General features: G+C 40.3%; 25 protein-coding genes, 1 tRNA gene, 1 pseudogene and 1 other annotated feature. Of the genes and pseudogenes, 2 read left to right on the top strand and 25 right to left on the bottom strand.

All coding sequences use genetic code 11. The features are described 5' to 3' along the window. Positions 1–13: 13 nt before the first annotated feature. The 8 genes from GKE48_RS10175 to GKE48_RS10140 all read right to left on the bottom strand — a co-directional run bounded on the left by GKE48_RS10175 (position 14) and on the right by GKE48_RS10140 (position 9493). Complete coding sequence (locus tag GKE48_RS10175) at positions 14–796, bottom strand: Cof-type HAD-IIB family hydrolase (RefSeq protein ID WP_022097196.1); 783 nt, start codon at positions 794–796, stop codon at positions 14–16. A gap of 11 nt (positions 797–807) precedes the next feature. Next, on the bottom strand, positions 808–1371 hold the full coding sequence (locus GKE48_RS10170) for a Maf family protein (RefSeq protein ID WP_022097197.1): 564 nt from the start codon (positions 1369–1371) through the stop codon (positions 808–810). Positions 1372–1531: 160 nt separating this feature from the next. Continuing rightward, complete coding sequence (locus GKE48_RS10165) at positions 1532–3226, bottom strand: hypothetical protein (protein ID WP_154301025.1); 1695 nt, start codon at positions 3224–3226, stop codon at positions 1532–1534. A gap of 211 nt (positions 3227–3437) precedes the next feature. Next, positions 3438–5099 (bottom strand): 2-isopropylmalate synthase, encoded by a 1662-nt coding sequence (locus GKE48_RS10160; protein WP_055215274.1) that lies wholly within the window; start codon positions 5097–5099, stop codon positions 3438–3440. A 99-nt stretch (positions 5100–5198) separates the two neighbouring features. Then, positions 5199–5455 (bottom strand) — a binding site (T-box leader). A gap of 3 nt (positions 5456–5458) precedes the next feature. Then, complete coding sequence (locus GKE48_RS10155) at positions 5459–6835, bottom strand: hypothetical protein (RefSeq protein ID WP_022097199.1); 1377 nt, start codon at positions 6833–6835, stop codon at positions 5459–5461. A gap of 19 nt (positions 6836–6854) precedes the next feature. After that, positions 6855–7988, bottom strand: a complete 1134-nt coding sequence (locus tag GKE48_RS10150) for a DUF58 domain-containing protein (RefSeq protein ID WP_022097200.1) — start codon at positions 7986–7988, stop codon at positions 6855–6857. After that, entirely contained in the window at positions 7988–8923 is a 936-nt protein-coding gene (locus tag GKE48_RS10145) for an AAA family ATPase (RefSeq protein ID WP_022097201.1), read from the bottom strand. The genes GKE48_RS10150 and GKE48_RS10145 overlap by 1 nt, the downstream gene beginning before the upstream one ends. A gap of 114 nt (positions 8924–9037) precedes the next feature. Further along, positions 9038–9493, bottom strand: coding sequence for an Lrp/AsnC family transcriptional regulator (locus GKE48_RS10140; RefSeq protein ID WP_012739463.1), 456 nt, complete (start codon positions 9491–9493; stop codon positions 9038–9040). A 238-nt stretch (positions 9494–9731) separates the two neighbouring features. Between GKE48_RS10140 and GKE48_RS10135 the strand changes: the two genes are divergently transcribed. After that, positions 9732–10043, top strand: coding sequence for a DUF1292 domain-containing protein (locus GKE48_RS10135; RefSeq protein ID WP_055215281.1), 312 nt, complete (start codon positions 9732–9734; stop codon positions 10041–10043). Here the strand turns inward: GKE48_RS10135 and GKE48_RS10130 are convergent. The 4 genes and pseudogenes from GKE48_RS10130 to GKE48_RS10115 all read right to left on the bottom strand — a co-directional run bounded on the left by GKE48_RS10130 (position 9997) and on the right by GKE48_RS10115 (position 14053). Then, the gene (locus GKE48_RS10130) at positions 9997–11853 is read right to left on the bottom strand and encodes an ATP-dependent helicase (RefSeq protein ID WP_055215284.1); all 1857 of its coding nucleotides are present in this window, start codon (positions 11851–11853) and stop codon (positions 9997–9999) included. The two genes, GKE48_RS10135 and GKE48_RS10130, sit on opposite strands and share 47 nt — an antisense overlap. Positions 11854–11952: 99 nt before the next feature. After that, on the bottom strand, positions 11953–12453 hold the full coding sequence (locus GKE48_RS10125; RefSeq protein ID WP_022097204.1) for a GreA/GreB family elongation factor: 501 nt from the start codon (positions 12451–12453) through the stop codon (positions 11953–11955). 95 nt (positions 12454–12548) lie between these two features. After that, a pseudogene (locus GKE48_RS10120) lies at positions 12549–13054 on the bottom strand (ATP-binding cassette domain-containing protein); the annotation flags it as partial. Continuing rightward, the gene (locus tag GKE48_RS10115) at positions 13055–14053 is read right to left on the bottom strand and encodes a hypothetical protein (RefSeq protein WP_055215286.1); all 999 of its coding nucleotides are present in this window, start codon (positions 14051–14053) and stop codon (positions 13055–13057) included. It lies immediately after the preceding pseudogene. Positions 14054–14335: 282 nt separating this feature from the next. Between GKE48_RS10115 and GKE48_RS10110 the strand changes: the two genes are divergently transcribed. Continuing rightward, positions 14336–14409 (top strand) — tRNA-Pro (locus GKE48_RS10110). An 81-nt stretch (positions 14410–14490) separates the two neighbouring features. On the opposite strand, the gene GKE48_RS10105 is transcribed toward GKE48_RS10110, so the two are convergent. The 13 genes from GKE48_RS10105 to GKE48_RS14855 form a co-directional block, all read right to left on the bottom strand. After that, positions 14491–15156: an energy-coupled thiamine transporter ThiT gene (locus GKE48_RS10105; protein ID WP_022097207.1), complete on the bottom strand. Its 666-nt coding sequence runs from the start codon at positions 15154–15156 to the stop codon at positions 14491–14493. Between the two features lie 336 nt (positions 15157–15492). Then, positions 15493–16467 (bottom strand): glucosaminidase domain-containing protein, encoded by a 975-nt coding sequence (locus GKE48_RS10100; RefSeq protein ID WP_154301024.1) that lies wholly within the window; start codon positions 16465–16467, stop codon positions 15493–15495. 83 nt (positions 16468–16550) lie between these two features. Further along, entirely contained in the window at positions 16551–16967 is a 417-nt protein-coding gene (locus GKE48_RS10095; protein WP_154301023.1) for a phage holin family protein, read from the bottom strand. 65 nt (positions 16968–17032) lie between these two features. Beyond that, positions 17033–17194 (bottom strand): XkdX family protein, encoded by a 162-nt coding sequence (locus GKE48_RS10090; protein WP_154301022.1) that lies wholly within the window; start codon positions 17192–17194, stop codon positions 17033–17035. Next, positions 17187–17402 (bottom strand): hypothetical protein, encoded by a 216-nt coding sequence (locus GKE48_RS10085; RefSeq protein WP_173016919.1) that lies wholly within the window; start codon positions 17400–17402, stop codon positions 17187–17189. The genes GKE48_RS10090 and GKE48_RS10085 overlap by 8 nt, the downstream gene beginning before the upstream one ends. 165 nt (positions 17403–17567) lie before the next feature. Continuing rightward, on the bottom strand, positions 17568–18629 hold the full coding sequence (locus tag GKE48_RS10080) for a DUF6273 domain-containing protein (RefSeq protein ID WP_154301020.1): 1062 nt from the start codon (positions 18627–18629) through the stop codon (positions 17568–17570). Between the two features lie 16 nt (positions 18630–18645). Further along, entirely contained in the window at positions 18646–19338 is a 693-nt protein-coding gene (locus GKE48_RS14585) for a BppU family phage baseplate upper protein (RefSeq protein ID WP_243138497.1), read from the bottom strand. A 28-nt stretch (positions 19339–19366) separates the two neighbouring features. After that, positions 19367–19603 carry a hypothetical protein gene (locus GKE48_RS10070; protein WP_154301018.1) on the bottom strand — a complete coding sequence of 79 codons (237 nt, stop codon included), beginning with the start codon at positions 19601–19603 and terminating at the stop codon, positions 19367–19369. A gap of 6 nt (positions 19604–19609) precedes the next feature. After that, a complete protein-coding gene (locus tag GKE48_RS10065; protein WP_154301017.1) occupies positions 19610–19765 on the bottom strand; it encodes a hypothetical protein in 156 nt (51 codons plus the stop codon). A 15-nt stretch (positions 19766–19780) separates the two neighbouring features. After that, the gene (locus tag GKE48_RS10060; protein WP_154301016.1) at positions 19781–22486 is read right to left on the bottom strand and encodes a phage tail spike protein; all 2706 of its coding nucleotides are present in this window, start codon (positions 22484–22486) and stop codon (positions 19781–19783) included. After that, positions 22483–23172, bottom strand: coding sequence for a hypothetical protein (locus tag GKE48_RS10055; RefSeq protein ID WP_154301015.1), 690 nt, complete (start codon positions 23170–23172; stop codon positions 22483–22485). Before GKE48_RS10055 ends, GKE48_RS10060 begins: the two co-directional genes overlap by 4 nt. A gap of 70 nt (positions 23173–23242) precedes the next feature. Next, on the bottom strand, positions 23243–26140 hold the full coding sequence (locus GKE48_RS10050) for a phage tail tape measure protein (RefSeq protein WP_154301014.1): 2898 nt from the start codon (positions 26138–26140) through the stop codon (positions 23243–23245). A gap of 3 nt (positions 26141–26143) precedes the next feature. Beyond that, positions 26144–26281, bottom strand: coding sequence for a hypothetical protein (locus GKE48_RS14855; protein WP_243138493.1), 138 nt, complete (start codon positions 26279–26281; stop codon positions 26144–26146). Positions 26282–26320: the final 39 nt, after the last annotated feature.

The raw sequence follows: 26320 nt of genomic DNA, 5'->3' as shown, positions 1-26320 counted from the left end.
AACTTAAATCTCCTTATCTTATCTCTTTAAATTGCTCTCTTAATGTTCCTTCTACCCATCCTGTTACGAAACGCCCGTGTTTCTTAACATCTTCTACAGCTTTCTCCATAACATATGAATAATATACCTTATCCAACATAGCGATATCATTATAATTATCACCAAATGCCATGCATTGTTCAGGTTTTAGTCCAAAATACTGCTGAACCTGCTCAATTCCTCTTCCTTTATTAACATTAGTGTCCATAAGGTCTAAGTAAAGTTCTCCCGATACAAGTACTGAAGCCTTATCACTCCATTTGTTAATAAAATGTTCTTTAGAGTTCTTAATTCCTGTCATATCACACACAGCTATCTTTAATATATCCTCGTCAATGTCTGTGAACTTATCAACTAATGTAGTATGATAATTGACCACCTTGGTCATCCTGTAATAATATTCTTGAGACTTAGGCTTAATATATGACGTATGTTCTCCTGATACAAGCACCTCACAATTAGGCTGTTCAATTACATCCTCAATTATCTCTAACGCAAGCTTCCTATCCATCGCAGTCTTTCCAATAGTTTCACCCTTGTATTCCACAAGTGCACCATTCTCTGCAATATATGCAAGCTTATCACTGACAGCCCCAAAAAGTCTCTTAAGACTCGTTATCTGCCTGCCACTAGCCGGTGCAAATATAACGCCTTTATCAACAAGTTTATTGATATACTGTATCGTAGATTCATCGACGCTCTGTGCTCCGTTAAGAAGCAATGTCCCATCAAGGTCACTTGCTACGAATTTAACCATATATTTTCTCCTTAAAATGTTTTAAGCTCATGTACAAGTCTTGCAACAGGCAGACCGACAACATTATTATAGTCGCCTTCAATACCCTTAATGTATGCTGCGAATTTTCCCTGAATACCATATGCACCAGCCTTATCCATAGGCTCTCCTGTGCTTATGTAATCCCTGATTTCCTCATCAGTCATATCATATACCCACACATCAGTCTTTTCATAAAAACTTACATTCTTATGTGTGCTGCATATAGTTACACCTGTATACACCTGATGTATCTGACCTTCTAAAGACTTAAGAATTCTGAATGCATCCTCTTCATCCTTAGGCTTGGTAAGAATCTCTCCTTTATGATAAACAATAGTATCTGCACCTATAACGATTACAGAATCATCTTTATCTGCATATTGCTCTAATACAGACTGTGCCTTAATAGAAGATAATTCTCTTACATAATCTTCAGGCTCCATCTCTTTAATATTCTCATCTGCATCACTTGTAACAACAGTAAAATCAAGTCCTACCTGACTCATTAATTCTCTTCGTCTTGGTGAACCCGATGCAAGTATCAAATGTTTCATAAAACTTCCATCTCCTTGTTCTTCACTGTATTTTGTGTTCAAAGCCTACTTCGACTCATACATATTGCATTATAGCATAAAAAAGCAGAGTGCTTCAATACCACCCCAATAAAAAAGGCACAACATTACTGCTGTGCCTCTCTGATATCATTAACATTTATTATCTTTTATTGCTCTTTTTGCTTATCACAATAACAGTTCCAGAAATAACAGCTGCTGCTACAAGAATCACAATATATACCCATACATGATTATTGTCACCAGTCTTTACAACCTCTTCATCAGCCGCAACTTCACCAGCTTTTCTGACTCTTGAGCCATCAACAGTCTCATCTTCTTTTCCTGTAACTAATTCTTCATCTCCTGCAACTTCACCAGTCTTCTTTGTGACCTGAGTTGATGAAGTTGTATGTTCTTTTGTCTGTTTATTAGAATCTACTGTTGTTTCATTTGACTTTGTTGTCTCATTAACAGCTGTTGTTTCGTTTGATTCTGGTTTTGTCGGCTTAGTTTCCTTACCAGCATCAACTGTTGTCTCATTCGACTTTGTTGTCTCCTGCGCAACTGTTGTCTCGTTCGACTTTGTTGTCGCCTGCGCAGTTGTTGTCTCATTCGACTTTGTTGTCTCCTGTGCAGTTGTTGTCTCGTTTGACTTTGTTGTTTCCTGTGCAGTTGTTGTCTCGTTTGACTTTGTTGTTTCCTGTGCAGTTGTTGTCTCGTTTGACTTTGTTGTTCCCTGTGCAGTTGTTGTCTCTTCTGACTTTGTTGTTTCTGCTGAAGACTGTGCTACAGATGTTGTTTCCTTTTGTGTCGTCTCCTGCTGTTGATTATCTGATATAAAATGCATTTGTCCATTGACATTAACAAATGACTTAGAAATTGCTCTTCCATTACATGTAGATGTTAAGGTAATATCTGCTTTTGGTGCAACAACTATACCACATACCTCACCTATATTAATATTACCAGTTACATTAACAGCATTGAAAATAACCGTGTCTGATACATCAACATCTGTTAATCCGCCTGTATTCTTTCCATTAATGCTGAATCTTTTAATGTCTGCATCACCATCACCGCCAAGCAGATTAATGATAACAAACTGTCCCTGTGCTTTATTTGTTATGTTGAGCTGTCCTTCTCCATAATAAGATGAAACTTCTTTTCCCTGCCAGTCAATATAATTATTAGCATACATATTTACCACTACAATCTGCTTATTCTTAAATGAAGCAAGATCAATCTTTCTATCATCATAAGCACCAATAACTATATCAGCCTCCGAATCTGGTGTATCTGAATACGCCTTGAAATTATCGTATACATTATCAAGTGCTGCAGTTACATCCATATAATCCTCTGCATAATAAACATTGATTGTATCCTTGCAGTTAGCAACATTAATAACAGCACCTGTTCTTTTTCCGTTAGCATCCTTAATATAATATTTATTCTCTCTGGGTTCATAATCATAATCAGTTCCAAGCACAAGATTATTAAATGCATTCCTATCCACATTAACCTCTGATGAACCAGAATTATCAAAACTCTTGATATATGTTGTTCCAACGCTCATATCAAGCCATGCACTCATCCACTGATCTGTTATTACAAGCTTGTTAGTCGCGAAACATGTCTGATTGTGATTACCATTCTTAAATTCTTCAGCAACTACACCGTAAGGTTTTGCTGCTCCTAATAATTCATTAAGGACATCCTGTGTTTTTGAATATGCTCCAGCTCTTAAAGACGTACCAGCAAACACAGAACCTGCAACTATTGCAACCAAAAGAACGCCAACTGCAGTTTTCTTAATCTTTACATCCAAACCACTTAATCGTTTTCTAAAAAACATTACTATCCCTCCAAAAATGTCTGAACCAATAGTTTCCCCTTAACTATATTTCCCTCTCTCAGCGTATAATAGCATTAGTACCAAAGTACTGCTTCCCCCTTTTTTGGGGGGGTTTAATTCTACATTAATAAAACAACCCATATCCTGAATCAGTATCATTCTAGTATACGTTCCGGACATGGGTTATATTACACATTATTCAATTTAAATATTATGCTTCAAGGCTTCTGTTCATAGCTGACTCTAACGCATCAATAGAAGCTCTGATGATATCATGGTCAATACCAATACCAAAGTAATTCTTTCCATCCTCTCCTGTAATACCAACATATGCAATGGCACTAGAATCAGAACCCTTCTTTAATGAATGTTCTTCATAACAGAAGATATCACAAGGCTTTCCAAAATGACTGGCAAGAGCATTACTTACAGCATCAAGACGACCATTACCACCATCTTCAACATTGTACTTCTCACCATTCTCATTAATAGTTACGACTGTCTGTATTCCATTAATCTGCTTGAAATGTACTTCAGAAATCTTGAATACTGGTGTGTATTTCTTATATCTCTTCTCAAATATTTCAAGAACTTCATCTGCTGAAAGCTCCTTATGATTAACATCCGATACATCCTTAACAGCATAACCCAGATCTTCTCTCATAGCCTTAGGTACAACCATTCCATAGTTATGTTCAAGAACATAAGCAACACCACCCTTACCAGACTGGCTATTAATTCTTATAACATCTGAATCATATGTACGTCCTACATCTTCTGGATTAATTGGAAGATATGGAACTGTCCATTTATTAGGATCATTTTCAATTCTGTAATGCATTCCCTTAGATATAGCATCCTGATGTGAACCTGAGAAAGCTGCAAAAACAAGCTTACCACACCATGGATGACGGTCATCAATCTTCATCTGTGTAAGTCTTTCAAATACTTCTGCAAGATGTGGCATATCAGAAAGATTGAGTTCAGGATTAACACCCTGCATATACATATTCATCGCAAGTGTAATAATATCTACATTACCTGTTCTCTCACCATTACCAAAAAGTGTTCCCTCAATTCTGTCTGCTCCTGCAAGAAGTCCTAACTCTGCATCAGCAACACCTGTCGAACGGTCATTATGTGGATGAAGAGAAATAATAACATTTTCTCTGTTGTGCATGTACTTAGACATATATTCAATCTGGCTTGCAAATACATGTGGAAGTGACATCTCAACTGTAGCAGGAAGATTGATGATACATTTCTTATCAGGTGTTGGCTGCCAGATATCAACAACAGCGTTGCATACCTCAAGTGCATACTCTGGTTCTGTTCCTGTAAAGCTCTCTGGACTGTATTCAAAAAGGAAGTTTCCTCCATCAGCTTCAGCAAGTTCCTTTAATAACTTAGCACCTTCAATAGCAATCTGCTTAACTTCTTCCTTAGATTTCTTGAATACCTGTTCTCTCTGTGCTAATGAAGTAGAATTGTATACATGAACTATTGCTCTCGGAGCACCCTTTACGGCTTCAAATGTCTTCTTAATAATATGTGGTCTTGCCTGGGTAAGAACCTGAATTGTAACATCATCAGGAATCATATTCTTCTCAATAAGTGTACGGCAGAACTCATATTCTGTCTCAGAAGCTGCAGGGAAACCAATTTCAATTTCTTTAAATCCAACTTCAACTAACATCTGGAAGAATTCAAGCTTTTCATCAAGACTCATAGGTTCAACAAGAGCCTGGTTACCATCTCTTAAATCAACCGAACACCAGATTGGTGCCTTATCAACATACTCCTTGTTAACCCAGTCATTGCACTTAACTGGTGGCATAAAATAGCCTCTTTCATACTGTCTGTAATCAAACATTCCTAAAACCTCCTGAAAATATAAATATGTATTGTTAATAAGTAAAGGCTTCCTTAAAGATAAGCATAAAAAAATCTTTCGTCCATGGGCAATTCCACCCAAAGAGACGAAAGATAAATCTCACGCGTTACCACTCTTCTTCATAGCTATGCTATGCACTCACTGAATACGTACAACAAATGTGCTGCATTATATTCTGTCCACTATAACGGTTGGCTTCCGGCTACTCCTACTTCTCATAATGATTTCAGGTAGCAGCTCCAAGGCGAGTTCAATAAGTTCCTTCGACTGCCTCGCACCACCCGGCAGTTCTCTGACTCTGGTTCCTATCTAATAGTCCTCTTCACAGCATTTACTTATTATGTACGCTTATTATACTTGTCATTTTTTATAAAGTCAAGCATAAATTCAAGTTCTTCTTTGGAAATATTCTTATCAGAATATCTTGCTTTCTCATAACTTGCTGTAATTCTGTCTGCAGCATCAGCATCGTTAGTTATTCTGTTTATTGTTATGTCCTGTGGCTGCATATTTTCAAGTGATTTACCATCCGAATCCCTGGCTGCCTTTGATGATTTTATTGCTGCTTTTCTGAATGCCTTCCTGTACTGCATATTAACAGGCATATTCTTAGCTTCTTCTGCTCTCTGACGTCTCTTTATCCTTGCTTCTGTTCTTCTGTCATTGCCAATGAATTCAATCTCATCACCATTATTATCCTGTGACTTTTTGAAATTCTTGGCATATCTGATAATCATATAGACAATAAATACAACAAGTGCAATTACAAGAACTATTGCAAATGCTGTAAATAATGCACTCATAACAGGATTATCAGTAAATGCAAGGTCGTTATCTCCCTTTACCACATCATCATCAGTGACTGGATTCACGGAATCTTCGGGCATCGTAGAGACTTCTTCTTTCTCTCTTATAAGTCTTAAGAACAGCTTCAGCACTATCCTTACAACTGCTACAAAACCTGAACCAATCAGTGTAAATATATTGCCATAATCCCCACTATAGAACAGAATCATGCCAAGAATCATAAGTCCTGACACAACCATGACCATTATCATGTTAATTCCTGTAATTCTCTCAGCAGGAAATTCTGATTTGCCAGCATTACTTATAAACAGAGAATTAAGCTCTTTTAACTGGTTTGCAAGAAAAGCAAGCAGAACAAACAGCACAAATAATACTGTTTCATAGTTAACAAGCAGTCTGTTGCCTGCTGAACCGCCATAAAGACTTCCTGCGACCATAACCACACAATACAGAGGTGACATTCTCTCTCCTGCCTGCAAGGCAGCTTTCTTATCTTCCTGAGTCACATCAGCAAACTGATTCCCATAAAGCGGTTCATTCATATATTCAGTTTTTCTTGCATTAGCCACTCTTATGCTTACAGACCTTATACACACAGCAAGTACACTTACAAAATATGCTGTAGACTCTGCATCTCCATTACCAATTATAATGGCTGTTATAAGCAAAGCAGCATGAATCAGCATAAATAGAAAATTCTTATGTATATTCTTTCTTGCCACATAAGTTATAATAACCGGAACTGCCATAAGCAGTGTTGCAATAATATAACTGTCAGATTTATTCGTAAGTCCCAATATAACAAATGCAGAAAATGCGAACGCTACAATACACTGGCTTATTATATCTGTCAATGTTCTTATTGTTCTCAGTTTATTATACTTATAAACTTGTCCCGACTCATTCATATGTTATCTCCTGATAAACTTATTTCACTTCCCAGCCCTCTGGTCTGATACCACAATAATCAAGGCTGTATTCTCCACCAGTCATATATGGAACAATCCATATAACCTGTCCATACTTTTTCTCAAACTTCTGCATAGTCTGCTGCAGCTTCTTTCTTCTGCTCGCTGATATAACAACATATACACTGTTGTCACTACTCTGGACAGAAACATTTTCTATAAATGTTCTGTTAATAAGCGCTGCAAACTCTTCTTTTTCAAGCTTTAAATCCATTCTTGCAAGTACAGTATTAATACTTCCAAGATGTCCAACTCCTGCTCCTTCTCTTATACCAACTGCTTCCTTTGTGTCAACATCACATGCATTACTAATTAGAGAGACATTAATTCCCTGTCTGATGAACTCTTCTGCCACAGAAGCTGCAAGACTTATTGCTTCTTCATTAACCGAATCATATGTAAGCATTCCATCATCCTCAAGATTAAGAAGAATACATACATTACGGCTGACTGACTCATTATATTCATTAACACACAGATTACCTGTTCTCGCTGTTGCCTTCCAGTTCACATTCTTTAGGCTGTCGTTGCTTGTATAATCTCTTATTCCTCTGAACACAAATGGATCTTCAAGCATATATTTCTTACATTCTGCTTCTCCTGATATTCTGCTTCTTATAAAGCTGAATCTCTTACTATCCACAGTCTTAGGATAAACTGTTATCTCACAGGTACTACCCACTTTGAGAACATTAATCTCATTCATAAATGGTCCGGCAAATGTAAGCTGTACGCCTGATATTTTGAACACACCTCTGTGATTGCATTTAACAGGAATTCTTCTTGTAATTCTCTGATTAGCCAGAAATGAGAACACATCATTGCGGTATGCAAGGTCCGACACACTTGAATTAGTATCTGTTCCAGGAAATTCAAGTTCCCTGTCCACCTGAAACTTAAGATTCACACATGGCAGCGGCAGACGTTTTTCGTTGGATATAACCTCAACAACATTAACTGTTTCGCCATTTACAACATGTTTTTTCTCAAATTCAAGAGCGACACCCAGCCCCTTATTCCAGTTATAACGAAATACAAGCTTAATTGCCAGATATACTATAAGTACACCAATAAGCATCAATAATACATTCATTATCTCTTCCAATCTTCAGTAGGAACTGCTGTGTTATTAACAACATGTTCTATAATCTGTTCTTTATTATCCATATTCATGTAACCTGTCTGTAACACAATTCTGTGTGCCCATACTACAGGTGCAAGTATCTTGATGTCCTCTGGTACAACATAATCTCTGCCTGCAACATACGCATATGCTCTCGCCGCATTGAGCATACCAAGAGTTCCTCTCGGGCTTACACCGATTGATACATTATCCTGCTGTCTTGTCATCCTTGCCAATTCAACAATATAATCAATAAGCACCGGGTGAACATATACATTTTTCGCTTCTTCCTTCATTACAGCAATATCCTCACATGTTGCAACTGTTGAAAGTCCTTTAGAAGGATCTTCTTTTAAGAATCTGTTAAGAATAAGTACCTCATCATCTTTCTTTGGATAACCCATGTTAATCTTCATAAGGAATCTGTCAAGCTGTGCCTCAGGAAGCTGATAAGTTCCTGCTGTCTCAATAGGATTCTGTGTTGCAATTACAACAAATGGTTCTTCTAACTTAGAATATTCACCATCCACAGTAACCTGATGTTCCTCCATACATTCAAGCAATGCTGACTGTGTTCTAGGTGTTGCCCTGTTAATCTCATCTGCAAGAATAACATTAGCGAATACCGGACCTCTTCTGAATACGAATTCACCCTCTTTCTGGTTAAACACATGCACACCTGTAATATCTGAAGGAAGCAGATCTGGTGTAAACTGAATTCTTGAAAATTGTCCATCAATGCTCTTTGCAAATGCTTTCGCCATCATAGTCTTACCGGTTCCTGGAACATCTTCTAGAAGAACATGTCCACCGGCAATAATACTTGTCAGAACCAGTTCTGAAACATTTCTCTTACCCACAATCACCTTACTTACATTATCTAATATATCTGAAGCCTTACTCATAATACCTCCTCGTAACACGAAATTTAAACTCAGATAATTATAACAAAAACACTGCCAGAACAGCAAGTGTCTGACAGTGTTAATAGGTTAAATAATTATGAACTTTTGATGAATTTAATTATCTGTAGGCATCTCCTGATTAACATCAATACCTCTTGGAGCAACAGGTGTTGAGAACACAATCTGTGTACTTGTTCTTCCGAACTTCTGAAGCTGGCCGATAAATGTATCAAGTTCCATGGTACTTGGGAACATAACTTTTAATAGCATTGAATAATTGCCTGTTACACAGTTACATTCAACAACATTAGGGCATGACTTGATAAATGGATAGAAATCCGGTTTCTGCACAGGAGCAACTTCAAGATTAATAAATGCTGTTATATGATATCCCAGCTTTAACTGATTAATCTTAACTTCATATCCTTCAATAATCTCTTCCTTCTCAAGTCTCTCAATTCTTGCTGAAACAGCCGGTGATGAAAGGAAAACATTCTCGGCGAGTGCCTTTAATGGCATTCTTGCATTCTGCTGTAATAATGTAATTATCTTCTTATCGATTTTATCCATGGCGTGAACCTCCAGATTATAATATTCGTTGTAAATGCTATTAATTTAACCAAAAAGGGGACAATCCTAGCGTTGTTGCTAAAATCGTCCCCTTTGACTTAAATTATTAACTTATACATAATATACACCTTACATAATAAAATGACAAGTGTTTTTTCTTTATTTTCATTGCTTTTATACATAATATTTGTTAGAGTAGAGAAAATACTAAAGCCATTACTGGCAGAACGGAGACATTATGGAGAATAATAATCAGGAATATAACACAGTAACTCTTATGCTTGACGATAACACAGAATGTGAATGTGCAATAATACGCATATTCCCTGCTGGAGATAACGACTATATCGCACTTCTTCCACTTGAGGGTGAAGCTGCAGACAACGATGAGGTATATCTTTACAGATACAAGGTTGAAGGCGACAACGAACCTATACTTGAGAATATTGAATCTGATGAAGAATATGAGCTTGTATCTGAAGCATTTGACGAAGAATTAGATGCTATGGAGTATGAAGATCTGTACGAAGAAGAGGATAACGAGCAGTAAGAAGTTCTTCTATAAAGCGTGAACGGGTTGTATCTTTGTTGTACCTCTGCTTGGGGTACAGAAGATACAACTTTTCTTTTGCCCTTGTCATTGCAACATAAAAAAGTCTTCTTTCCTCTTCTATCTGCTCATCAAGAACTGCCTTATTATACGGTATTATCCCCTCACATACATCCATCACCATCACAATCTTATATTCAAGCCCTTTAGAGCCATGCATTGTAAGCATATGCACACCTTCCACCGTGTTGTTCCTACGCTGAGTATCACACTGCTTAAGGTATTCTGTAATACCATCAAGCCATTGTGAGAGGCTCATATACCGCGACGCCCTGTGTGCCAGTTCATCAAGCACATTATATAATTCTTCCTTATCAGCCTTATGTTCATATATATAATTTCTTATATATTCATCGTAGCCAATACCCTTTCTTATATAATTAACAGCTGCAAATGGAGACATATTTCTTATCATGTTAATATCAGATGCCAGCTTTTCCACCTGTTCACTCATCTGTTCATTCCCCTCATAGCCTCTCTTCAATGCATTAATATCTGCCGGCTGTGTAATATATGAACGGCTTATATATCGGAGCGGCTTATTAATAATCCGCAGAAAGTCTATTCTTTCCCTGCTGCCAAGTGCTATCCTTATATATGTAAGAATATCCTTACTTATCCAGTGCTCATATATATCCTGTACTACTGAATAATCGCAGCATGGAATTCCATCACTTTCAAGCCTTGACATATACATATTCCCAATTACATTAGTTCTTGATAACACAGCAATGTCATCAGCAGCTATTCCAGTATCAATCAGTCTTCTTATCTCTGATACAAGAAATGCTTTCTCATCATTCAGACTGTTAAATTCATATACAGACACAGTATCTCCTTGTGAATTGTACGTCGTTATATCTTTATAATAACGATGCTCATTCTCCTCTGCTACAGCCCTTGAAGCAAACACAATATTGCCCGTTGACCTGTAATTAATACACATGTCAATTCTCACTGCATCACTATAATACTTATTGAAATCTAACATTATCTGTGGAGCAGAACCCCTGAATCCATATATACTCTGGTCATCATCCCCCACCACAAAAAGATTTCTGTATTCATCAGCAAGAATCCTCACGACATCAAACTGTGCCTTATTAATATCCTGAAATTCATCTATCAGAATGTACTTATACTTATTCTGCCACGCCCTCCTGTAATCTTCTCTCTGCATCAGAAGCTCGCGGCACTGTACAATCATATCATCAAAATCAATCAGATGTTTTCTTACAAGCATATCATCATATGCCCTATACATTATTCTAAAACTCTGTGGTGGAATACATCTGCTCTCATATTCATCTATATTAACATCTTCACCCTTAACACAGCTTATCTCAGATAAAACACCAGCTACAGCTTCGTTCTCATCATCATACTCCAGTTCAAGCCTGCACATCTGGTCTTTCACGAATTCATGCTGTATCTGCGGCTTAATAATACAGTGTGCAGAATAATTATATGCTGCCTTAAGTATTGTAAAAAATACTGCATGAAATGTGCCAAACGTCACTGCAGAGTTTCTGCCCTCTGACAACCCCTTAAACTTAAGCTTCATCTGTTCAGCAGCAGCCTTAGTAAATGTAATAACAAGAATATCTGATGGATTAACGCCGTACCTCTCAATCAGATATCTCACCCTGTGTGTAAGAACCGTTGTCTTTCCTGAACCCGGTCCTGCAATTACCATGCACGGTCCTGTATTATGTTGTATAGCCTGAATCTGTGCTTCATTAAACTGCAAAAGCGGCACCCCTTATAATAATCTTACACAAACAAATGTATACTAAGATTATATAAGCATGCCGCCATTATGTCAACTTAATAATATATTTTTTATTTATTAATAACTTGTTATATTATCATCAGAATCATCAGTATTAGATATACTCTTGATAACAACATAATATTCAACCTGTGGATTTACCTGTACAAGCACCCTGTCACCCTTCTTATGCCCAAGAAGAGCCTTGCCAAGAGGCGACTCTATGCTGATCATACCGCTTAATGAATCAGCTCTGATTGTAGTAACAATCTTAATAGTCTCAGTACTTTCATCATCCTCATACAATACCTCAACCGTATTATTAACGCCAACCTCATCATCTGCTGATGAATCATCAATAACAGTCGCATTCTTAATCGTTCTCTGCAGATATCTTATTCTGCTTTCATTCTTATTCTTAAATCTTTTCGCTGCATGATACTCAAAATTCTCACTTAAATCCCCCTGAGCCCTTGTCTCCTTGACATCATCAAGTGCAGCCTTTCTTACCTCATGTATCCTGTACTCAATCTCTTCTTCCATCTTTTTGATATCATTCTTAGTAAGTTCGTGTCCCATATCTATCCTTCTTTCTTACATTTAATCAATGAAATAATACGAGTATATTTTGCCCTTTTAAGATACATTTTGCAAGTTTATTCTGTCTCGACTTTATTACTTGTCGGCTCATCAAGAAGCACGAATGGCGCGTCATGTAAAATGCTTTAGCAAGCCCGATTCTCTGCTTCTCTCCGCCTGATAACATATCTCCCAGTTCACCGACATTAGTGTCGTATCCATCAGGAAGCTTTGATATGAAATCGTGTACTGAAGCCTTTTTGCACGCCTCAATTATTTCCTCATCTGTTGCGTCAAGCTTTGCAATTGTTGATTTACCGCTTCCGCTTCTTCCTGAAATTCCAATAATGCTTGCTTTTAAAACCGGAATTGATACATCAGAAATTATAGTTTCCTCACCATATGAGAATGTAACATTTTCAGTAGCTGCACCATTAAATTCAACTTCCTCACAACCTGTGATATCCTTAGTTACCGGCTGTTCATCAAGAATATCCAACACTCTGTTTCCTGCTGCAAATGTGTTCTGCAATGTACTTCCAAGATTATCAAGTGCAACAACCGGTCCGAAAGAACTCATCATTGCAACTACAGACACTAATTATTTATCAATAGCCTTTATCGCTGCTTCAGCTTCTTTCACATCTTCTATCGATATCCCTAACATGTCTGCCGCTTCCTCATATGTTCTTCCTGATAGGATATTCACTATTAATCTATAATTTCTTTCAATTGCTTTGCCAGCTCTGCTCTCCGCTTCTTCAGCTTTTCGTTTTTCTTCTTCAGCTTTTTGTTTTTCTTCTTCAGCTTTTTGTTTTTCTTCTTCAGCTTTTTGTTTTTCTTCTTCAGCAAGTTTCTTTGCTTCATCTGCCAGTTTCTTTGCTTCATCTGCCAGTTTCTTCGCTTCTATTGCTTCCTGTATTGAATTCTTTGCATATTCTTTAGCATAATCTTCTACTATCTTGCACATTTCACTCTGACCTCCTTCTGTCTCCTTGAAATAGCTTATCGCATTGCTAATCTGTGGAAACTTATCATTATAAAATGCTTCTTTATTAAGCATTAACTGCAATAGTTCTGATTTGTCCGAGCCATCATTAACACAAGTGTTTGCAAATATTATATCTTCTCCATCTTTCACTGGAACGTAACTTTCATCATTCTTCATACACCTTGTTACATGCGTCACTGTCTGATTATTCTTTAAGACATCATACTCAGATATATATACAATTGTAACATCTGGAACATTCTTAAAATCAGCACCTTTAGGTGTATATTTTGCTGTCAACGCTGCCGCATGAAATCTTGTCCTTCTGATATCATCATTGGAATTTCCCTTCTGCACCTCAACATTGCAATATCTTCCATCTTGTGTCATGCATAACGCGTCTAATGTTATTTCTCTTTGAAAGCTCTGGACCACACTCTGTACAGAAACCTTCACAACCTGTAAATGTGGCATATCAAGAAGCGTTCTTAATATTTCTTCACATACACCCGGCTTTTCTCCCATCAATCTAAACAGTGCGTCATCTATAATTCTAAGATTAGCTGCTGTTTCTTTTATTTCTTTTGAATATTCTTTTAAATTCCCCATACTCTTCCCCTTTTTACTTACGGCAGGTAATACCACATATAAGGATAGAGTGATTTCATTTGTCTTATATATTTATTATATACTACTCTTAAACCTATTTGCAATAGCATTCCCACCTTATTATCGCATTGCGTAATGTTATTTATATAGTATATATCATATATCATTTCTAAAGTCAATACAGCAGTTATTTTTATCGTATAAATATATATAAATATATTTTATTCTTTCTCTTGCACTTCCTCATAAATACGCTATAATATATAAGTCACATTTAAATATCGGCGTGTGGCTCAGTTTGGTAGAGCGCGTGGTTCGGGACTACGAGGCCGCAGGTTCAAATCCTGTCACGCCGACTTATAAAAAGCTCATGCAGATTGAAGTAATCACATTTACCACAATCTGCATGAGTTTTTTATATTATTTATCCAATTATTCTATACAAGATTATTTTTAACATATGCCAGTGCTTTATTAACAGGAGGTAGGGATATAACTACAAGAGTTACCACTGCTTCAAGTCCAATATACGAGCCATTGTAAACAACTGAATAAAGTATCGCACTATTAAAAAAATCCGGTGTATACACGGCAAAGAATATCCAGCCAGACAAGAATGAACATATAAATCTGCCTATAACTCCTATAATATATCCCTTCACAAGACCGTGTTTTGATTTAGAAAATATTCCTGACAACCCAAGTGCTCCAAAGCCTAATATATAATCAAGAAGCACCTGAGGAATATTCAGGATATATGGATCAAGTAATAACTGCAAAACTCCATATGCAATAGCTGCTGTCAGACCAGTCTTTATTCCATACCAGTATCCTATAAGCACTATGAATAACATACTGAACAGTGTTACAGAACCTCCCATTGGCAGTTTAATAACTTTAATCATGGAAGTCGCAACCGCAAGAGCTATAGCCATTGCTGCAAATGCAATATGTTTTACATTCAGTTTACTATTATTATCTCTTGCAAAACATCCTATAGTCATTAATAAGACACAGACAATTATTAATACCACATATCCTGAGCCTGTAAGACCATATGAAACGCTGCCATCATCAAGTATTTTATTAACTAAAAAATTCATAATCTTCCTTTCATTATCTCTCAATATTTTTATTCCGTAAAGAATATCCACATTTCCACTAAAAGTCAAGCATTAAAAAAGAGAGCAACAGGTTTTTATCACCTGTTGCTCTCCAATATTTTGTCAATTACTTTTTATTAGAACTTACCGTTCTTAGCAGCTTCCTCAATGTAAACTGTAGCCCCGCTATTTACTAGGTTTACAAGCCCTTTTGCGTGTTACGTGACTATTACCCAGCCGCAGCGGTGCTATTCTGTACTTACTCGCTAAGCTGTCCTCGCAGCGTTATAAGTGCCTCTCTAACACTCTCTGCGTTAATAGCCTCTTGGCATATGATTACCCCATACGCTCGTTTACGATAGCCTGTGCCGCCTCATACGCTGCCGCTCCGTACTGCGCTGTGATATTCTCGCGGCGTTCTGGGTTATTTCCCCATACGCCGTTAATAATCTCGTCTGCCAGTTCTTCGGCTGTTTTACTCTTAATGGTAGAGCCTGCGCCCATAATCTCATTTACGCGCGCCTGTGCCGCCTCATACGCTGCCGCTCCGTACTGCGCTGTGATATTCTCGCGGCGTTCTGGGTTGCTGCCCCATACTCCGTTAATAATTTCCTGTGCCAGCTCTTCGGTGCTCTTACTTGGCTGTGCTGGTTCTGTCGCTCCTGCTCTCTGATTTACGATAGCCTGCGCTGCTTCGTATGCCTCTGCGCCGTACTTGGCTGTGATATTCTCGCGGCGTTCTGGGTTATTTCCCCATACGCCGTTAATAATCTCGTCTGCCAGTTCTTCGGCGCTCTTGCTTTCCGCTGGCTGTGGCTCTGCGTTTCCTGTTACCACATAGTCGTACTGTGTTAAATTATCGCCGTTAATTACATCTATAACATTTTCTATATATGTAGGACTTGTAGCATAACCACCGTTTTTTATTGCTGTTATGGCTGTGCGTACGTCTGTTACATTTACCGCTGCTGCGTAGCGTGCACTACGCGTAATAAGGTTGTAGTAATCTTTTATGCTATCATCTGGCGTATCATATGCTCTAAATGCGTCTGTAATATCTTCGTAGTCAATTCCATTATAACATTCCTGCGTTGCAGAGTTATATATTTTCCCTTTCCAGCTCTCGGTCGCCTTTATTCCAAAAAAAGCATTAGCTTTTGTCATTATTGCAGATTTGCCCCAGCCTGTCTCTAATGCCGCCTGTCCGATGCACACACTAGGAAGTACAAAGCCTGTGCCTGCGTCCTTTCTTCTTTTTGCCTCTGCCTGTGCAAGTGGTACGATTAACTGTAAAAATTCCTGTTTGTTCATAATGGTTTTACCTTTCTTTATAAGCCCGTGTTAATAGCTTTCTTGGGTAAAACTCTTTTGTATATCTCTTTAGTTTATCGCTTTTACTCTTTCTTGCCTTTGTTCTGTAATACGTCGATAGCCTTAGTAATAGCTGCTGGCATAGGCACGCCCATAAGTCCCGCATTTTCTACAATGCTTATAAGCTCATTGGACATAAAGCCGATAATTACAGCCTCGCGTATGTAGTCTACTCCTGTCGCAAGATCTAAGCGGTATGCAATTAATACGCATAATAAAATCATACCTTTTTTACAAAGCCCCTTTGCTCCTGCTACGCTCTTTAAGCTGCCGCTTTCGGTTTTTTTGCTCTTGTGGAATACTCCCGCTACAATTACCCCGCTAATATAATCAATAATCATAAAAGCTACAAGCGTTGCAAGTGATGTAGTCCAGCCGCCCAGCAAGGCAGCAACAGCCCCGCCGAGTGCTCCAATAGTTGCACAAATTTTTACTTTCATCTTTTCGCCTTTCCGCGCTGCCGCGCCTTTTATTTTTTCTTTTGCGCAACTCTTTTGTTAATCTCTTATGCTTCGGCGTCGTCCTCTTTTTCTGTGTAGTCGTCGCCTGTAATTTCCTTGTACTCTTCTGGTGTTAATTTTCCCTTGCCTACGAGGTTTTTAAGCATTTCCTCGTTATACCAGCCTGCTACGTAATAGCTCTTGTATCTCTTTGCCGCTTTACTCATTCTCTGCCGCCTCGCTTTCCGTATGCTCTGTGTCCTCTGCCAGCGTTGGCAAGTCAATGTCTGCCATAGTTGCTACATACTCGAGTAGCGCCGCCTGCTCCTGTACTGTAGCTTTTAAGCGTTCGTTTTCTCGCTGCTCTTTAACGCTGGTTTTTAACTTCTCAAAAATCATGATTTCGCCCCTTTCCATAACTCTTATAACATACATTTACTTTTTCTTTTGTTATCTCGCCGCGCTTGCATTTATTAATAAGCCTGCGCAGCTTTAAAGTTAAAACTTAAATGGTATACACTTGCCTACGCTATCTTTCCAGATAGCGCCTTTTCTGCACTTCTCCATTGAACTTTAGAGGGTGTCTGCAGGGCATTAGTGTTATTTTGCTATGGGTGCCCCCGTAATTGCACAAGCGGGCGCGCAGCGCGCAGAGTTGTTCGCGTGGTAGTAGCCGACGCCGCCGCTCGAGTACACGCACCACGTACCGTACGAGGTGCCACGATAAGCGCCACGCAAGCGGACGTACTGTGCTGAATTATGGTTCTCTATGGCGTATGTAATCATTTCTGGGTATGTCTGCCCTTGTGCGCAAGGTGTTGTACGCCCGCTGGCTCTCTTCCAGTACTCCCAGTAGTCACCCTCGCCGCTTTCCTGTGGTGTGCAGTACATCTGCTCCATACTTGGTAAAAAGATTTTGTCGTATGTAACTTCTGTCGGTGTGTTCTTATCTGGCTCGCTTATGGTGTTCGGTACTGTTACGATTTTAATAGGCGTTAAGCAGCTCAAAAAATCGTCGTCAAAACCCGTTAAAAAGCCTGCCTTTGTTGCAAGCTCCGCGGGCTTAACGTCGCCTTTGTGTTGCGCAGTCCACCAAGCATTTACGCCCGCCTTGCTGTTAAGCCACTGCCTTATAGCGCTATGACTCCAGCGGTTGTAACCATATCTACAAATATTGCCGCTCGTGTCTTTAATTGCGCTGTGGTAATATGTTGTGCCCGCAGGAATAGCGCCGCCTGTTGTTACAGTCGCAAGGCTAAAGCTGCCGTCGCTGTTTTTTGTGTAATAATTATAGTCTGCGCTAAATGTCGCCTCTGTTGCCACTTCCTCCTCTGCTGCGTCATACTGTACCCCGAATGGCGTACAATAATGCCATTGTAAAAACATAGCGTTCGTGGTTTCGCCGTCTTTAAGCTCTACGTCTCCAAAGTGCACGACGTCCATAACTGCCGCGTATGTTACATTTGTTGCCTTATCCGTCCAAGGTACTGTGATCTGGTCGCCTATTGTAAATACTTCTTTTTCTTTTTTGCCCTCTACGATAGCTTTTACCTGTTTCATTGTAACGAGATCTGCGGCTGTAAAGCCTGCTATTACTCGCAGGCTCGCCGCTATATCTTTCATAGTTGTATCGCGTGGTAAATCAATGCTTTGTACTGCCATTATTGCCCTCTCTTTCTTACTGCTCGTTGTTATACATAAATGTTACTGCGCCGTCGTCGTCTACAAGTAAATTGTAATTTCTGTCTGTGTAGACTGCTTTCGCTGCGTCCTGTGCTGTCTTTGCTGCTGCTGTAGCTGTGTTGGCTGCGTTGTTCGCGTTAGTTGTTGCCGTGTTCGCGTTCCCTGCTGCCCCGTTTGCTGTTACGGCTGCGTTGTTCGCTGCCGTTGCTGCGCTATTCGCTGCTGCCGTTGCTTTTTCTGCTGCGCTTTTCGCGCTCTGCGCGCCGTCTCTTGCCTGCGTGGTCTCTACGAGCAACTTAGTAAAACTCGTGCTTTCGCTGTCGCTTGTAATAGTTCCTGCGCCGTTTACGCTCTCTGTAATCTTAGTGTAAAAGCTCGCACTTATTAATACGCTGCCGTCTTTGTATAGCTGCACCTCTGCAAAGCCGGTACCAGCGGCGGCTAACATTTGCTGCGTGTATGTTACTATTACTTTATTGTCGCTTATTGTGCAGTCGTTAATTACTTTATTGCCGTCTGGCTTATAATAATTAACTCGCGCTGTTGCTCCGCTCGGTATTGTGTATACGGCGTTATTCTGTAGTAACGTTACCTCTACTTGTCGGCTGGATATTTCGCCCTGCTTGGCTATAATGTACTCAAACGGCGGCGCGCCGTCTATTGGTACTTTTATGCTCTGTACGTTCATAATAACCATTGTTAATTACTCCTTTCGCTTATTTGCTTATAAGCTCCTTGTTTGCGCAGTCCCTTATGTCTGAAAGACAGGCGCTTACTATTACGTCTGTAATGTACGCTGGCAGCCCGTAGGCTCTCTGTACTTCCAGTATTGCAAGCGTCATATCTCCGCGGGCGGCTGTTAGCAGCTCTGCGCTAATTGTCGGCGCTTTTGGCTCTGCCTGCTGCTCTTCCTGTAGCGTTTCTTTTGTTTCCTGCTTTTCTTCCTGTTGCATTTACTTTTACCCCTTTATAGCCGCCTGCATAGTTGCTAGTGCCTCTGCTGTTAGTAGTTGTATGCTCTCTGTTGTGCTTGTTGGTTGTTTTTCTGTCTTAGGTTCGTCGCCCGTTGGTATGATTAGTCTGTTTCGCCTGCTCTCTTCTTTTGCTGTTGCCATATTACGCCTCTCTTTCTAAATTTCGGTGCTGCTGTCTGGCACCCCTGTTATTGATCCGTCTCGCACTGTTATACTCGAAGTTGTCCAGCCTATAGTACCGTCGCCGTTGTTGTGTATTTCCGTTACTATGCTTACTCTTTTGTTGTCTGCTACTGTATAGCCGTTTGCGCTACTATTTTTGTGATTTGCGCCGTTTATCTCGAACCCGTGCGCGTACAACTTAGCTCCTAAGTGTAAGCCCTCGTCTGTGTATATGCTGTTTGCCCTTGAATAGCATAATACAGTAGTATAGCTGCCGCTTTGTGCCTCTGCTTGTCTAGCCCACGCCATATACTTACCTTGATATTCCAAATCAAACACTAAGCCCTTGTGTGCATTGTTACCGCTCCACTGGTTCGTACCTATGCAGCCGACGTAATAGTTATCTCTCCAAAATCTGTTACCAACTTCATCAAATTGGCTGCGCAAGTGCTCCGCGTCCACTTTGCCGTTGTAAATATTTATTTCGCCTGCTTTAAGCTGCACATATTTACTACTGTTGTTAAACGCCACTATTACGTTGTTGTAGTACTGCGTTATGTAGCTGCCTACGTTATCTTTTGTTACGCAGCTCGTAATATTGTCTGTGTTTACCTTTATGGACGCTTTTAACTCTTTTTCTGCGTCCTGTGCCCTTTTAACCTCTGCCGTAATGTTGTCTGCGTTTACTGTAAGCTGCGCCTCTGCGTAATCTCGTAGCAGCCCCAGTACTTCCACGTCTTTAATTAATACTGTTGTACCCAATACTGTCGCGTAAAAGTATATATAGCCGTCATAGTCGCTGCTTAGCTCTATATCGCGTTCAAATGTTGTCCACTCGTCCGATTTAAGCGCCCCTGCTGCCGTTGTCGCTGTTGTCTTAAAACTACATTGTACGCGTGCTGTGTTTTCCTGCCCTGCTATGGTCGCCGCTTTATAACGTACTCTGTAAGTGCCTGCGGGCGTTTTCTTTGTGTTGCAGCGTATGTAACTGTTATAATTTGCGCTTGCTTTTACTATTTTCGCGTATCTTCCAAGCGTTGTGCTGCTTTCTACTACATTGTTTGCCGAGCTTGCATACCAAGGTGTGCTTAAATCGTCCGTAAAGTCTGTTGCATAATTGTGCATAGCCGTCTCGCTTATTTTCTTACATAATAGCGTAATCTCTTCGGCTGTCGTTTGTATCTTACTTAAGCTGTCCTCGTATGCCTTATTTGCGGCGTCGTCTGCGTACTTTGTTACTGCGTTCCTGTATTCCACGTCTAGCGCCTCTGCGTATACTGTGCCCGCTTTAAGTATTGCGCCCGTGAGCTCGCCCGCTGTAATAAAGTCTGCTACGATTTGACCGTCTGCCGTTATTGCTGTGGTAAATTTGCCATTTACTCCTGTGCTGCTGTGCCCCAGCCCTGCAAGGTTCCAGCGCCAGACGTTTTTAGCTTTGCTAAGCTCTGGCTGGTCTAGTATGTAGATCTCCTGCGGGTTTTTTTCTGGGTAGAGCACTACATAGCCGCCACTGTTTCCTGTGATAGCTGCTGTAGTGTCTGCTATTGTCTGCTCTATCTGCTTTTTAATCTGCTCGGCTCGCGTCTGGTTCTTTTTTATGCTCTCTGTTACCTCTTGCTGCGTCGCTGTAAGCTGCTTAGTTAAGTTTGTACGTACGCTGCCTATTTCCATAGTGTCGTAGTGCTCTTTTAAGCTGTCATACTTCACTTTTACTATTTTCGCTGTCGCTTCTATTTGTAGCTTGTCTATGCGTACTGTTACTGTATCGCATAGCGCGACATTTTCCATAACCTGTATATTTTTATAGTCCTTAGTCTTTTTAAGCTGCGCGTACGATAGTGTAATATTAATATCTGGCTCGGTGCTTATTTTTTCTAAGTATGCCTCTGCTTTCGCTCTTAACATATCCTCGGTTATAATCGTGCCGCTTTCCCACTCGCTGCTAAAGTCCACTATCTCGCAACGCTTATATGCGTAATCTGCTGCGCCTGCGTGTACTAGCGTCTTTTCTTTTAGGCTTATGTATACCTCGTTTTCTTCGCCCTCTGGCGTGTACTTTGCATATGGGAATATAGCCGTTACTATATTTGCTATGTTGCGCTCTTGCTTTGCGTCGGTTAAGTTCTTGCCGTATTCGATTGTTACGCCGTTGTCTGCGCCTCTTGCTTTTAATAGCTCTATTCTGTAGTTATTAAAGTGATATTCGCCGCCCCACGTATCTAATATGCTGCCCTTTACACCGCCGAGTGCCTTACGCACGCTTACCACGTCCGCTATGCTCGTGCTTTTTACTGTTGTAATGTCGCTTGTGCCCGTATATTTGTGTTTAAATACTGCTGCTGCTAGCAGTCTGTTAAGCGCCTGCTCTGCGTTTACCCCGCTTACACTAAAACGCTCTACAGGGTTTCCCGTGAGTTCGTAGCTTATGTGCTCTGCATTCCACGTTGTATTACTTCCTATCTGTTTACCGCTTTTGTATATTCTAAAAAGCTGTGGCTCGTCTGTGTCGTTTGCTTTTGCTTTAATGATAGCGTCCTCTGCTATATATTCCGCTAAGTGTCCTCCTACTGGGTATACAAGCGTCGCCTCATATGCTCCGTTTCTCTCTTCTGTTACTGTGCAGCTTGCCGCGTCTGTAAGTAAGCCTATGCCGTTTGTTGTAAAGTCCGTCTCGCTGGCAGCGTATAATATCGGTATCATAATTTGCACCAGCGCGGTACTATTTCGATTTTTGTTACATTACCCGCCCAGCTTATGTTATTGTCTCCTGCTGCCAGCTTAGGAAACGCCCCCACAAGCATTTTATTATTCTGCAATGTATCGCCCTTGTACGCGTTCATATTTTCGCTGTCTACCTCTATATATCCGTCTATATTTTTAAAGCCATGCGCGCGATTGTTTATATAGAGTGTTACGTTACCGCTACCATATATTTTCATATATGGCGTTGCTGTAAAGCCCTCTGGGTTTGTGATCGTGGCTGCTTTTGTTATCGTTATTGTTTCGTCTCCCTTTAGTGCTCTTTTATATGCCTTGCACGTAAACTGTATCTCTATTTGTCCCAGTAGGCGCTTAGCAAGCTCTGACACGCTCGCGCCGCTGCTTACATATGCAAGCGTGTAATAGTCTCTATCGTAAGTATCATATAGCTTTTTATACTCTATACCGCTGCCATAAAGCCAAGCGTAAAGCCTGCGGGCGTGTTCTTCTAAGTCCAGCTTAAAGGCGTCTGCGTCTACGCAGCATACATATTTACGTGCATAGTCGTTAAATTGTTGATTGTCCAGCTCGTCTATGCGATTGTCTATTATAAAATTACCGCGCGCTGGTACGTTTATAGTCTCTATTACGGGCTTGGCGGCGTTATCTGCGCCGCTCTGTTTCATAATAAAAAGCCCCATATCGAGAGAATTAACGCCGTTATATGTAAAGCTATTAGCTGCATTGCAATAATTACTAAGCATATACTCTGTCGTCCCTCTCTTTCATTTCTTCCGCAGTCTCTAACATTTCCTCTGTAAGTTCTCTTATGTCTGCATCTCTGTTGTTTTCAAAGTGTTCTATATTTACGTTAATCTCATTTGTAATTTGCTGCGCCCTGCCGCCTTTTGCGGTGTCTATAGCTGTGTTTCTCGCCGTATTTGTAAGCGGTGTTACTACAGCTTTGCCGTTTACCATTTGTACGAGCTCTGGTCCCGCTTCTGCTACCATAGCGCCGCCGTTTCCGATAATACCGCCGTGTGCAAGCCTCGGCAGGCTTAAATCACTCATTTTGCCAATGCTTACCCCTGGTATTTTGTTTATAAGGTTAATAGCTCCGTTTATAAGTCCTATAGCTCCGTTTATGGTGTTTTCTATAATGCTAATTACGCCGTTAATTCCTGCTTTTACCGCGCCGCCTATTGCGTCTGCTATGCTTGCGCCTAAATCCGAAAACGTATTTCTTATAGTGTCCCACAAGCCGCTAAAAAAAGAGCCAAAATTAGAGAATACGCCCTTTACTGCGTCCCAAGCTGCCCCGAATGTGTCTCTAAAAAATGAGCCGACAGCCGAAAAGATACGCTTTACGCTATCCCATAATGTACTAAAGAAGTTTGCAAAACCCGCAAATATGCTTTCAATCCCGTCCCACGCGCCTTTAAAATCCCCTGTAAGTACGTCTTTTACTACGCTAAATACTGTTTTTATAGCGTTCCATACCGCAGCAAAGTAAGCCGCTACAACGTCCCAGACTGCTTTAATAATCTCCCACGCGTTACGAAAGAATGAGCCCAGTACTTCACCGACAGCCGAGAACACTACTTTTATGTTTTCCCAGATAAGCGTAAAGTAAAGTACTGCTACGTCCCATACGCCCTTAATATATTCCCATGCTACCGAGAAAAAGCCGCCCAGTACTTCGCCAACTACCGAGAATATAACTTTTATATTTTCCCATAACATAGAAAAGTACGGCTCTACTAAGTCCCAGACTACTTTAATAATCTCCCAGCAGTCGCTAAATATCTGGGCTATATCTGCGCCTAGCTGTTGCAAAAAAGCAAAGGCAGCCTGTAGGTATGGCTCTATAAAGCTCCATATCTCTTGTATCTTATCCCAGATAGTGCCTATAACGCCCTTTATTACCTCAATAGCTCCACCTATAAACTCTTTTACATTCTCAAAAATTTCGTTTACTGCGTCTCTAAACCATTCGCATTTATTATATAGCGTTATAAATATTGCTATTAGCGCCGCTATTGCCGCTATGACTAATATAATGGGGTTTGCTGCAAGCACGGCATTTACTGCTGTTATTGCAGTCTGTAGCGTCTTAATTACGTTTATCATAGTTGATATAACGCCCGCTACTTTTCTTATAATTAGCAGCGCGGGGGCTATTGCTGCAACTATCATTACTATTGTCGCTATCATTTCTTTTTGATTGTCGCTTAGCCCTCTAAACCATTCTGTAGCGCTCTGTACTGTGCTTGTTACTTTTTCTATCGCTGGCTGTAATGCCGATAACGCAGTACCCGCTAAGTCGCTGCCTGCAAGTTTTAAGTTGTTAAGCATTACTTTAGCGTTGTCCCACGGGTCTAATGTGCTCTCGTATGTATCTTGTACTGTAGTGCTGTAGTCCTCGAGTGAGCCGCCTAAGTCGTCTACGCTTAGCTTGCCCTCTCTTATAGCCTGTGCCATTTCTGCAAAGCCCTTAGAGCCAAAAGTCTCTTGTGCGATACTTAACGCCTCCGTCTCTGTGCTTGCGTTTTTAATGCTGTCTATTGTCTTTTGTAGTGCTTGGTCTGTGCTTAAGCCCTCTGCTGTATAATTCTTTACAGCTTTCTTTAAGCCTGCCATAGCTGTAGTAGCGTCTACGCCGTTATTTTCAAACATAGCAAGCAAGTTTACGCTTTCTGTAATGCCTAGCCCCATTTCTTTTAAGGTGCTGCCATTCTGCATTAACGAGCTCTCTAATGTGTCCATAGATAGCCCCGTATCTTGTCCTACTTTTGTTAGCAGTCCTAATACGTTGCCCGCCTGTCCTGCGTCTACATTGAATTTATTTAAGATTGTATCTACATTGTCAATGCTGCTATTTAAGTCTGTCCCGTTTATTTCCGCAAATTCGATAAACTGCTTTGATAAGCTCTCTAACTCGTCGCCTGTAAGCTGGAAACGTGTATTAACCTCTCCTATTGCTGTGCCTGCCGTCTCTGCGTCTGTCGGTATATCCTTAAAAATGTTGTTCATACGCTTGTTGAGGTCGTCTAACGCCTCGCCCGTAGCGCCTGTTTTGGTTATAATTATGTCGTAGCCGTCGTCTAAGTTCATAGCAGCAGCTACGGCTCCTGTGCCTACCGCTGCCGCTGTTGCCGATAAAGGCGCCATAGCTTTAGCTGCTTTGCCCGCTTTATCCTCTACTGTATCGAACGCTTTCGCTGCCGTGTCAATTTTGCTTACGCTCTTTGCTGTCTCTTCGGCTGCCTTTCCTGTGTTTTCAAACTCTTTATTACTTTCCTCTGCCTGTTTTTCCAAGTCGCCGAGTTTGATTTCTGTAGAGGCTATCTCTCTTTGTAGTGCTCTGTACTGTTCCTCTGATACTTCGCCATTTTCAAATTGTTCTTGTACCTGTTTTTCTGCCTCTTTTAAGGTTTCTAACTTCTCTTTTGTACTTCCTATAGCCTCTTTTAATATCTTCTGTTTCTGGGCTAATAGTTCCGTGTTTGTCGGGTCGAGCTTAAGCAGCTTGTCTACTTCGCGTAACTCTTTCTGCAAAGAGCTGCACGAGCTATTAACGCCAGAGAGCGCCTTAGATAGCTTAGTAGTATCGCCGCCTATTTCGATTGTAATACCTTTAATACTGCCTGCCACTTATTACGCTCCTTTCTGGTTCTTAATCTTTTCTCGTATCTTTTTGCGGTCTGGCTTGGTCTGCGTCATTCTGTAGCAGTCCTCTAAATACTTTCTGCCCTTTTCCGTCTGGCTAAGCGTATATATATAGCTTTCTCGCATAAAGTATAAGTATAGGTCTATCGGCATTTCCTGCACGTC

Origin of the sequence: Lachnospira eligens, assembly GCF_009680455.1 — a bacterium.
GTDB classification, from domain to species: domain Bacteria; phylum Bacillota; class Clostridia; order Lachnospirales; family Lachnospiraceae; genus Lachnospira; species Lachnospira eligens_A.
Note: the sequence above shows the minus strand (reverse complement) of the source record. Positions and strands in the feature narration are given on the sequence as shown.

What these genes read in the sequence shown, in the direction of transcription:
- GKE48_RS10175 (WP_022097196.1), bottom strand. Translation starts at nt 796, where the DNA reads ATGGTTAAATTCGTAGCAAGTGACCTTGATGGGACATTGCTTCTTAAC.
- GKE48_RS10170 (WP_022097197.1), bottom strand. Translation starts at nt 1,371, where the DNA reads ATGAAACATTTGATACTTGCATCGGGTTCACCAAGACGAAGAGAATTA.
- GKE48_RS10165 (WP_154301025.1), bottom strand. Translation starts at nt 3,226, where the DNA reads ATGTTTTTTAGAAAACGATTAAGTGGTTTGGATGTAAAGATTAAGAAA.
- GKE48_RS10160 (WP_055215274.1), bottom strand. Translation starts at nt 5,099, where the DNA reads ATGTTTGATTACAGACAGTATGAAAGAGGCTATTTTATGCCACCAGTT.
- GKE48_RS10155 (WP_022097199.1), bottom strand. Translation starts at nt 6,835, where the DNA reads ATGAATGAGTCGGGACAAGTTTATAAGTATAATAAACTGAGAACAATA.
- GKE48_RS10150 (WP_022097200.1), bottom strand. Translation starts at nt 7,988, where the DNA reads ATGAATGTATTATTGATGCTTATTGGTGTACTTATAGTATATCTGGCA.
- GKE48_RS10145 (WP_022097201.1), bottom strand. Translation starts at nt 8,923, where the DNA reads ATGAGTAAGGCTTCAGATATATTAGATAATGTAAGTAAGGTGATTGTG.
- GKE48_RS10140 (WP_012739463.1), bottom strand. Translation starts at nt 9,493, where the DNA reads ATGGATAAAATCGATAAGAAGATAATTACATTATTACAGCAGAATGCA.
- GKE48_RS10135 (WP_055215281.1), top strand. Translation starts at nt 9,732, where the DNA reads ATGGAGAATAATAATCAGGAATATAACACAGTAACTCTTATGCTTGAC.
- GKE48_RS10125 (WP_022097204.1), bottom strand. Translation starts at nt 12,453, where the DNA reads ATGGGACACGAACTTACTAAGAATGATATCAAAAAGATGGAAGAAGAG.
- GKE48_RS10115 (WP_055215286.1), bottom strand. Translation starts at nt 14,053, where the DNA reads ATGGGGAATTTAAAAGAATATTCAAAAGAAATAAAAGAAACAGCAGCT.
- GKE48_RS10105 (WP_022097207.1), bottom strand. Translation starts at nt 15,156, where the DNA reads ATGAATTTTTTAGTTAATAAAATACTTGATGATGGCAGCGTTTCATAT.
- GKE48_RS10100 (WP_154301024.1), bottom strand. Translation starts at nt 16,467, where the DNA reads ATGAACAAACAGGAATTTTTACAGTTAATCGTACCACTTGCACAGGCA.
- GKE48_RS10095 (WP_154301023.1), bottom strand. Translation starts at nt 16,967, where the DNA reads ATGAAAGTAAAAATTTGTGCAACTATTGGAGCACTCGGCGGGGCTGTT.
- GKE48_RS10090 (WP_154301022.1), bottom strand. Translation starts at nt 17,194, where the DNA reads ATGAGTAAAGCGGCAAAGAGATACAAGAGCTATTACGTAGCAGGCTGG.
- GKE48_RS10085 (WP_173016919.1), bottom strand. Translation starts at nt 17,402, where the DNA reads ATGTATGTTATAAGAGTTATGGAAAGGGGCGAAATCATGATTTTTGAG.
- GKE48_RS10080 (WP_154301020.1), bottom strand. Translation starts at nt 18,629, where the DNA reads ATGGCAGTACAAAGCATTGATTTACCACGCGATACAACTATGAAAGAT.
- GKE48_RS14585 (WP_243138497.1), bottom strand. Translation starts at nt 19,338, where the DNA reads ATGAACGTACAGAGCATAAAAGTACCAATAGACGGCGCGCCGCCGTTT.
- GKE48_RS10070 (WP_154301018.1), bottom strand. Translation starts at nt 19,603, where the DNA reads ATGCAACAGGAAGAAAAGCAGGAAACAAAAGAAACGCTACAGGAAGAG.
- GKE48_RS10065 (WP_154301017.1), bottom strand. Translation starts at nt 19,765, where the DNA reads ATGGCAACAGCAAAAGAAGAGAGCAGGCGAAACAGACTAATCATACCA.
- GKE48_RS10060 (WP_154301016.1), bottom strand. Translation starts at nt 22,486, where the DNA reads ATGATACCGATATTATACGCTGCCAGCGAGACGGACTTTACAACAAAC.
- GKE48_RS10055 (WP_154301015.1), bottom strand. Translation starts at nt 23,172, where the DNA reads ATGAAACAGAGCGGCGCAGATAACGCCGCCAAGCCCGTAATAGAGACT.
- GKE48_RS14855 (WP_243138493.1), bottom strand. Translation starts at nt 26,281, where the DNA reads ATGCGAGAAAGCTATATATATACGCTTAGCCAGACGGAAAAGGGCAGA.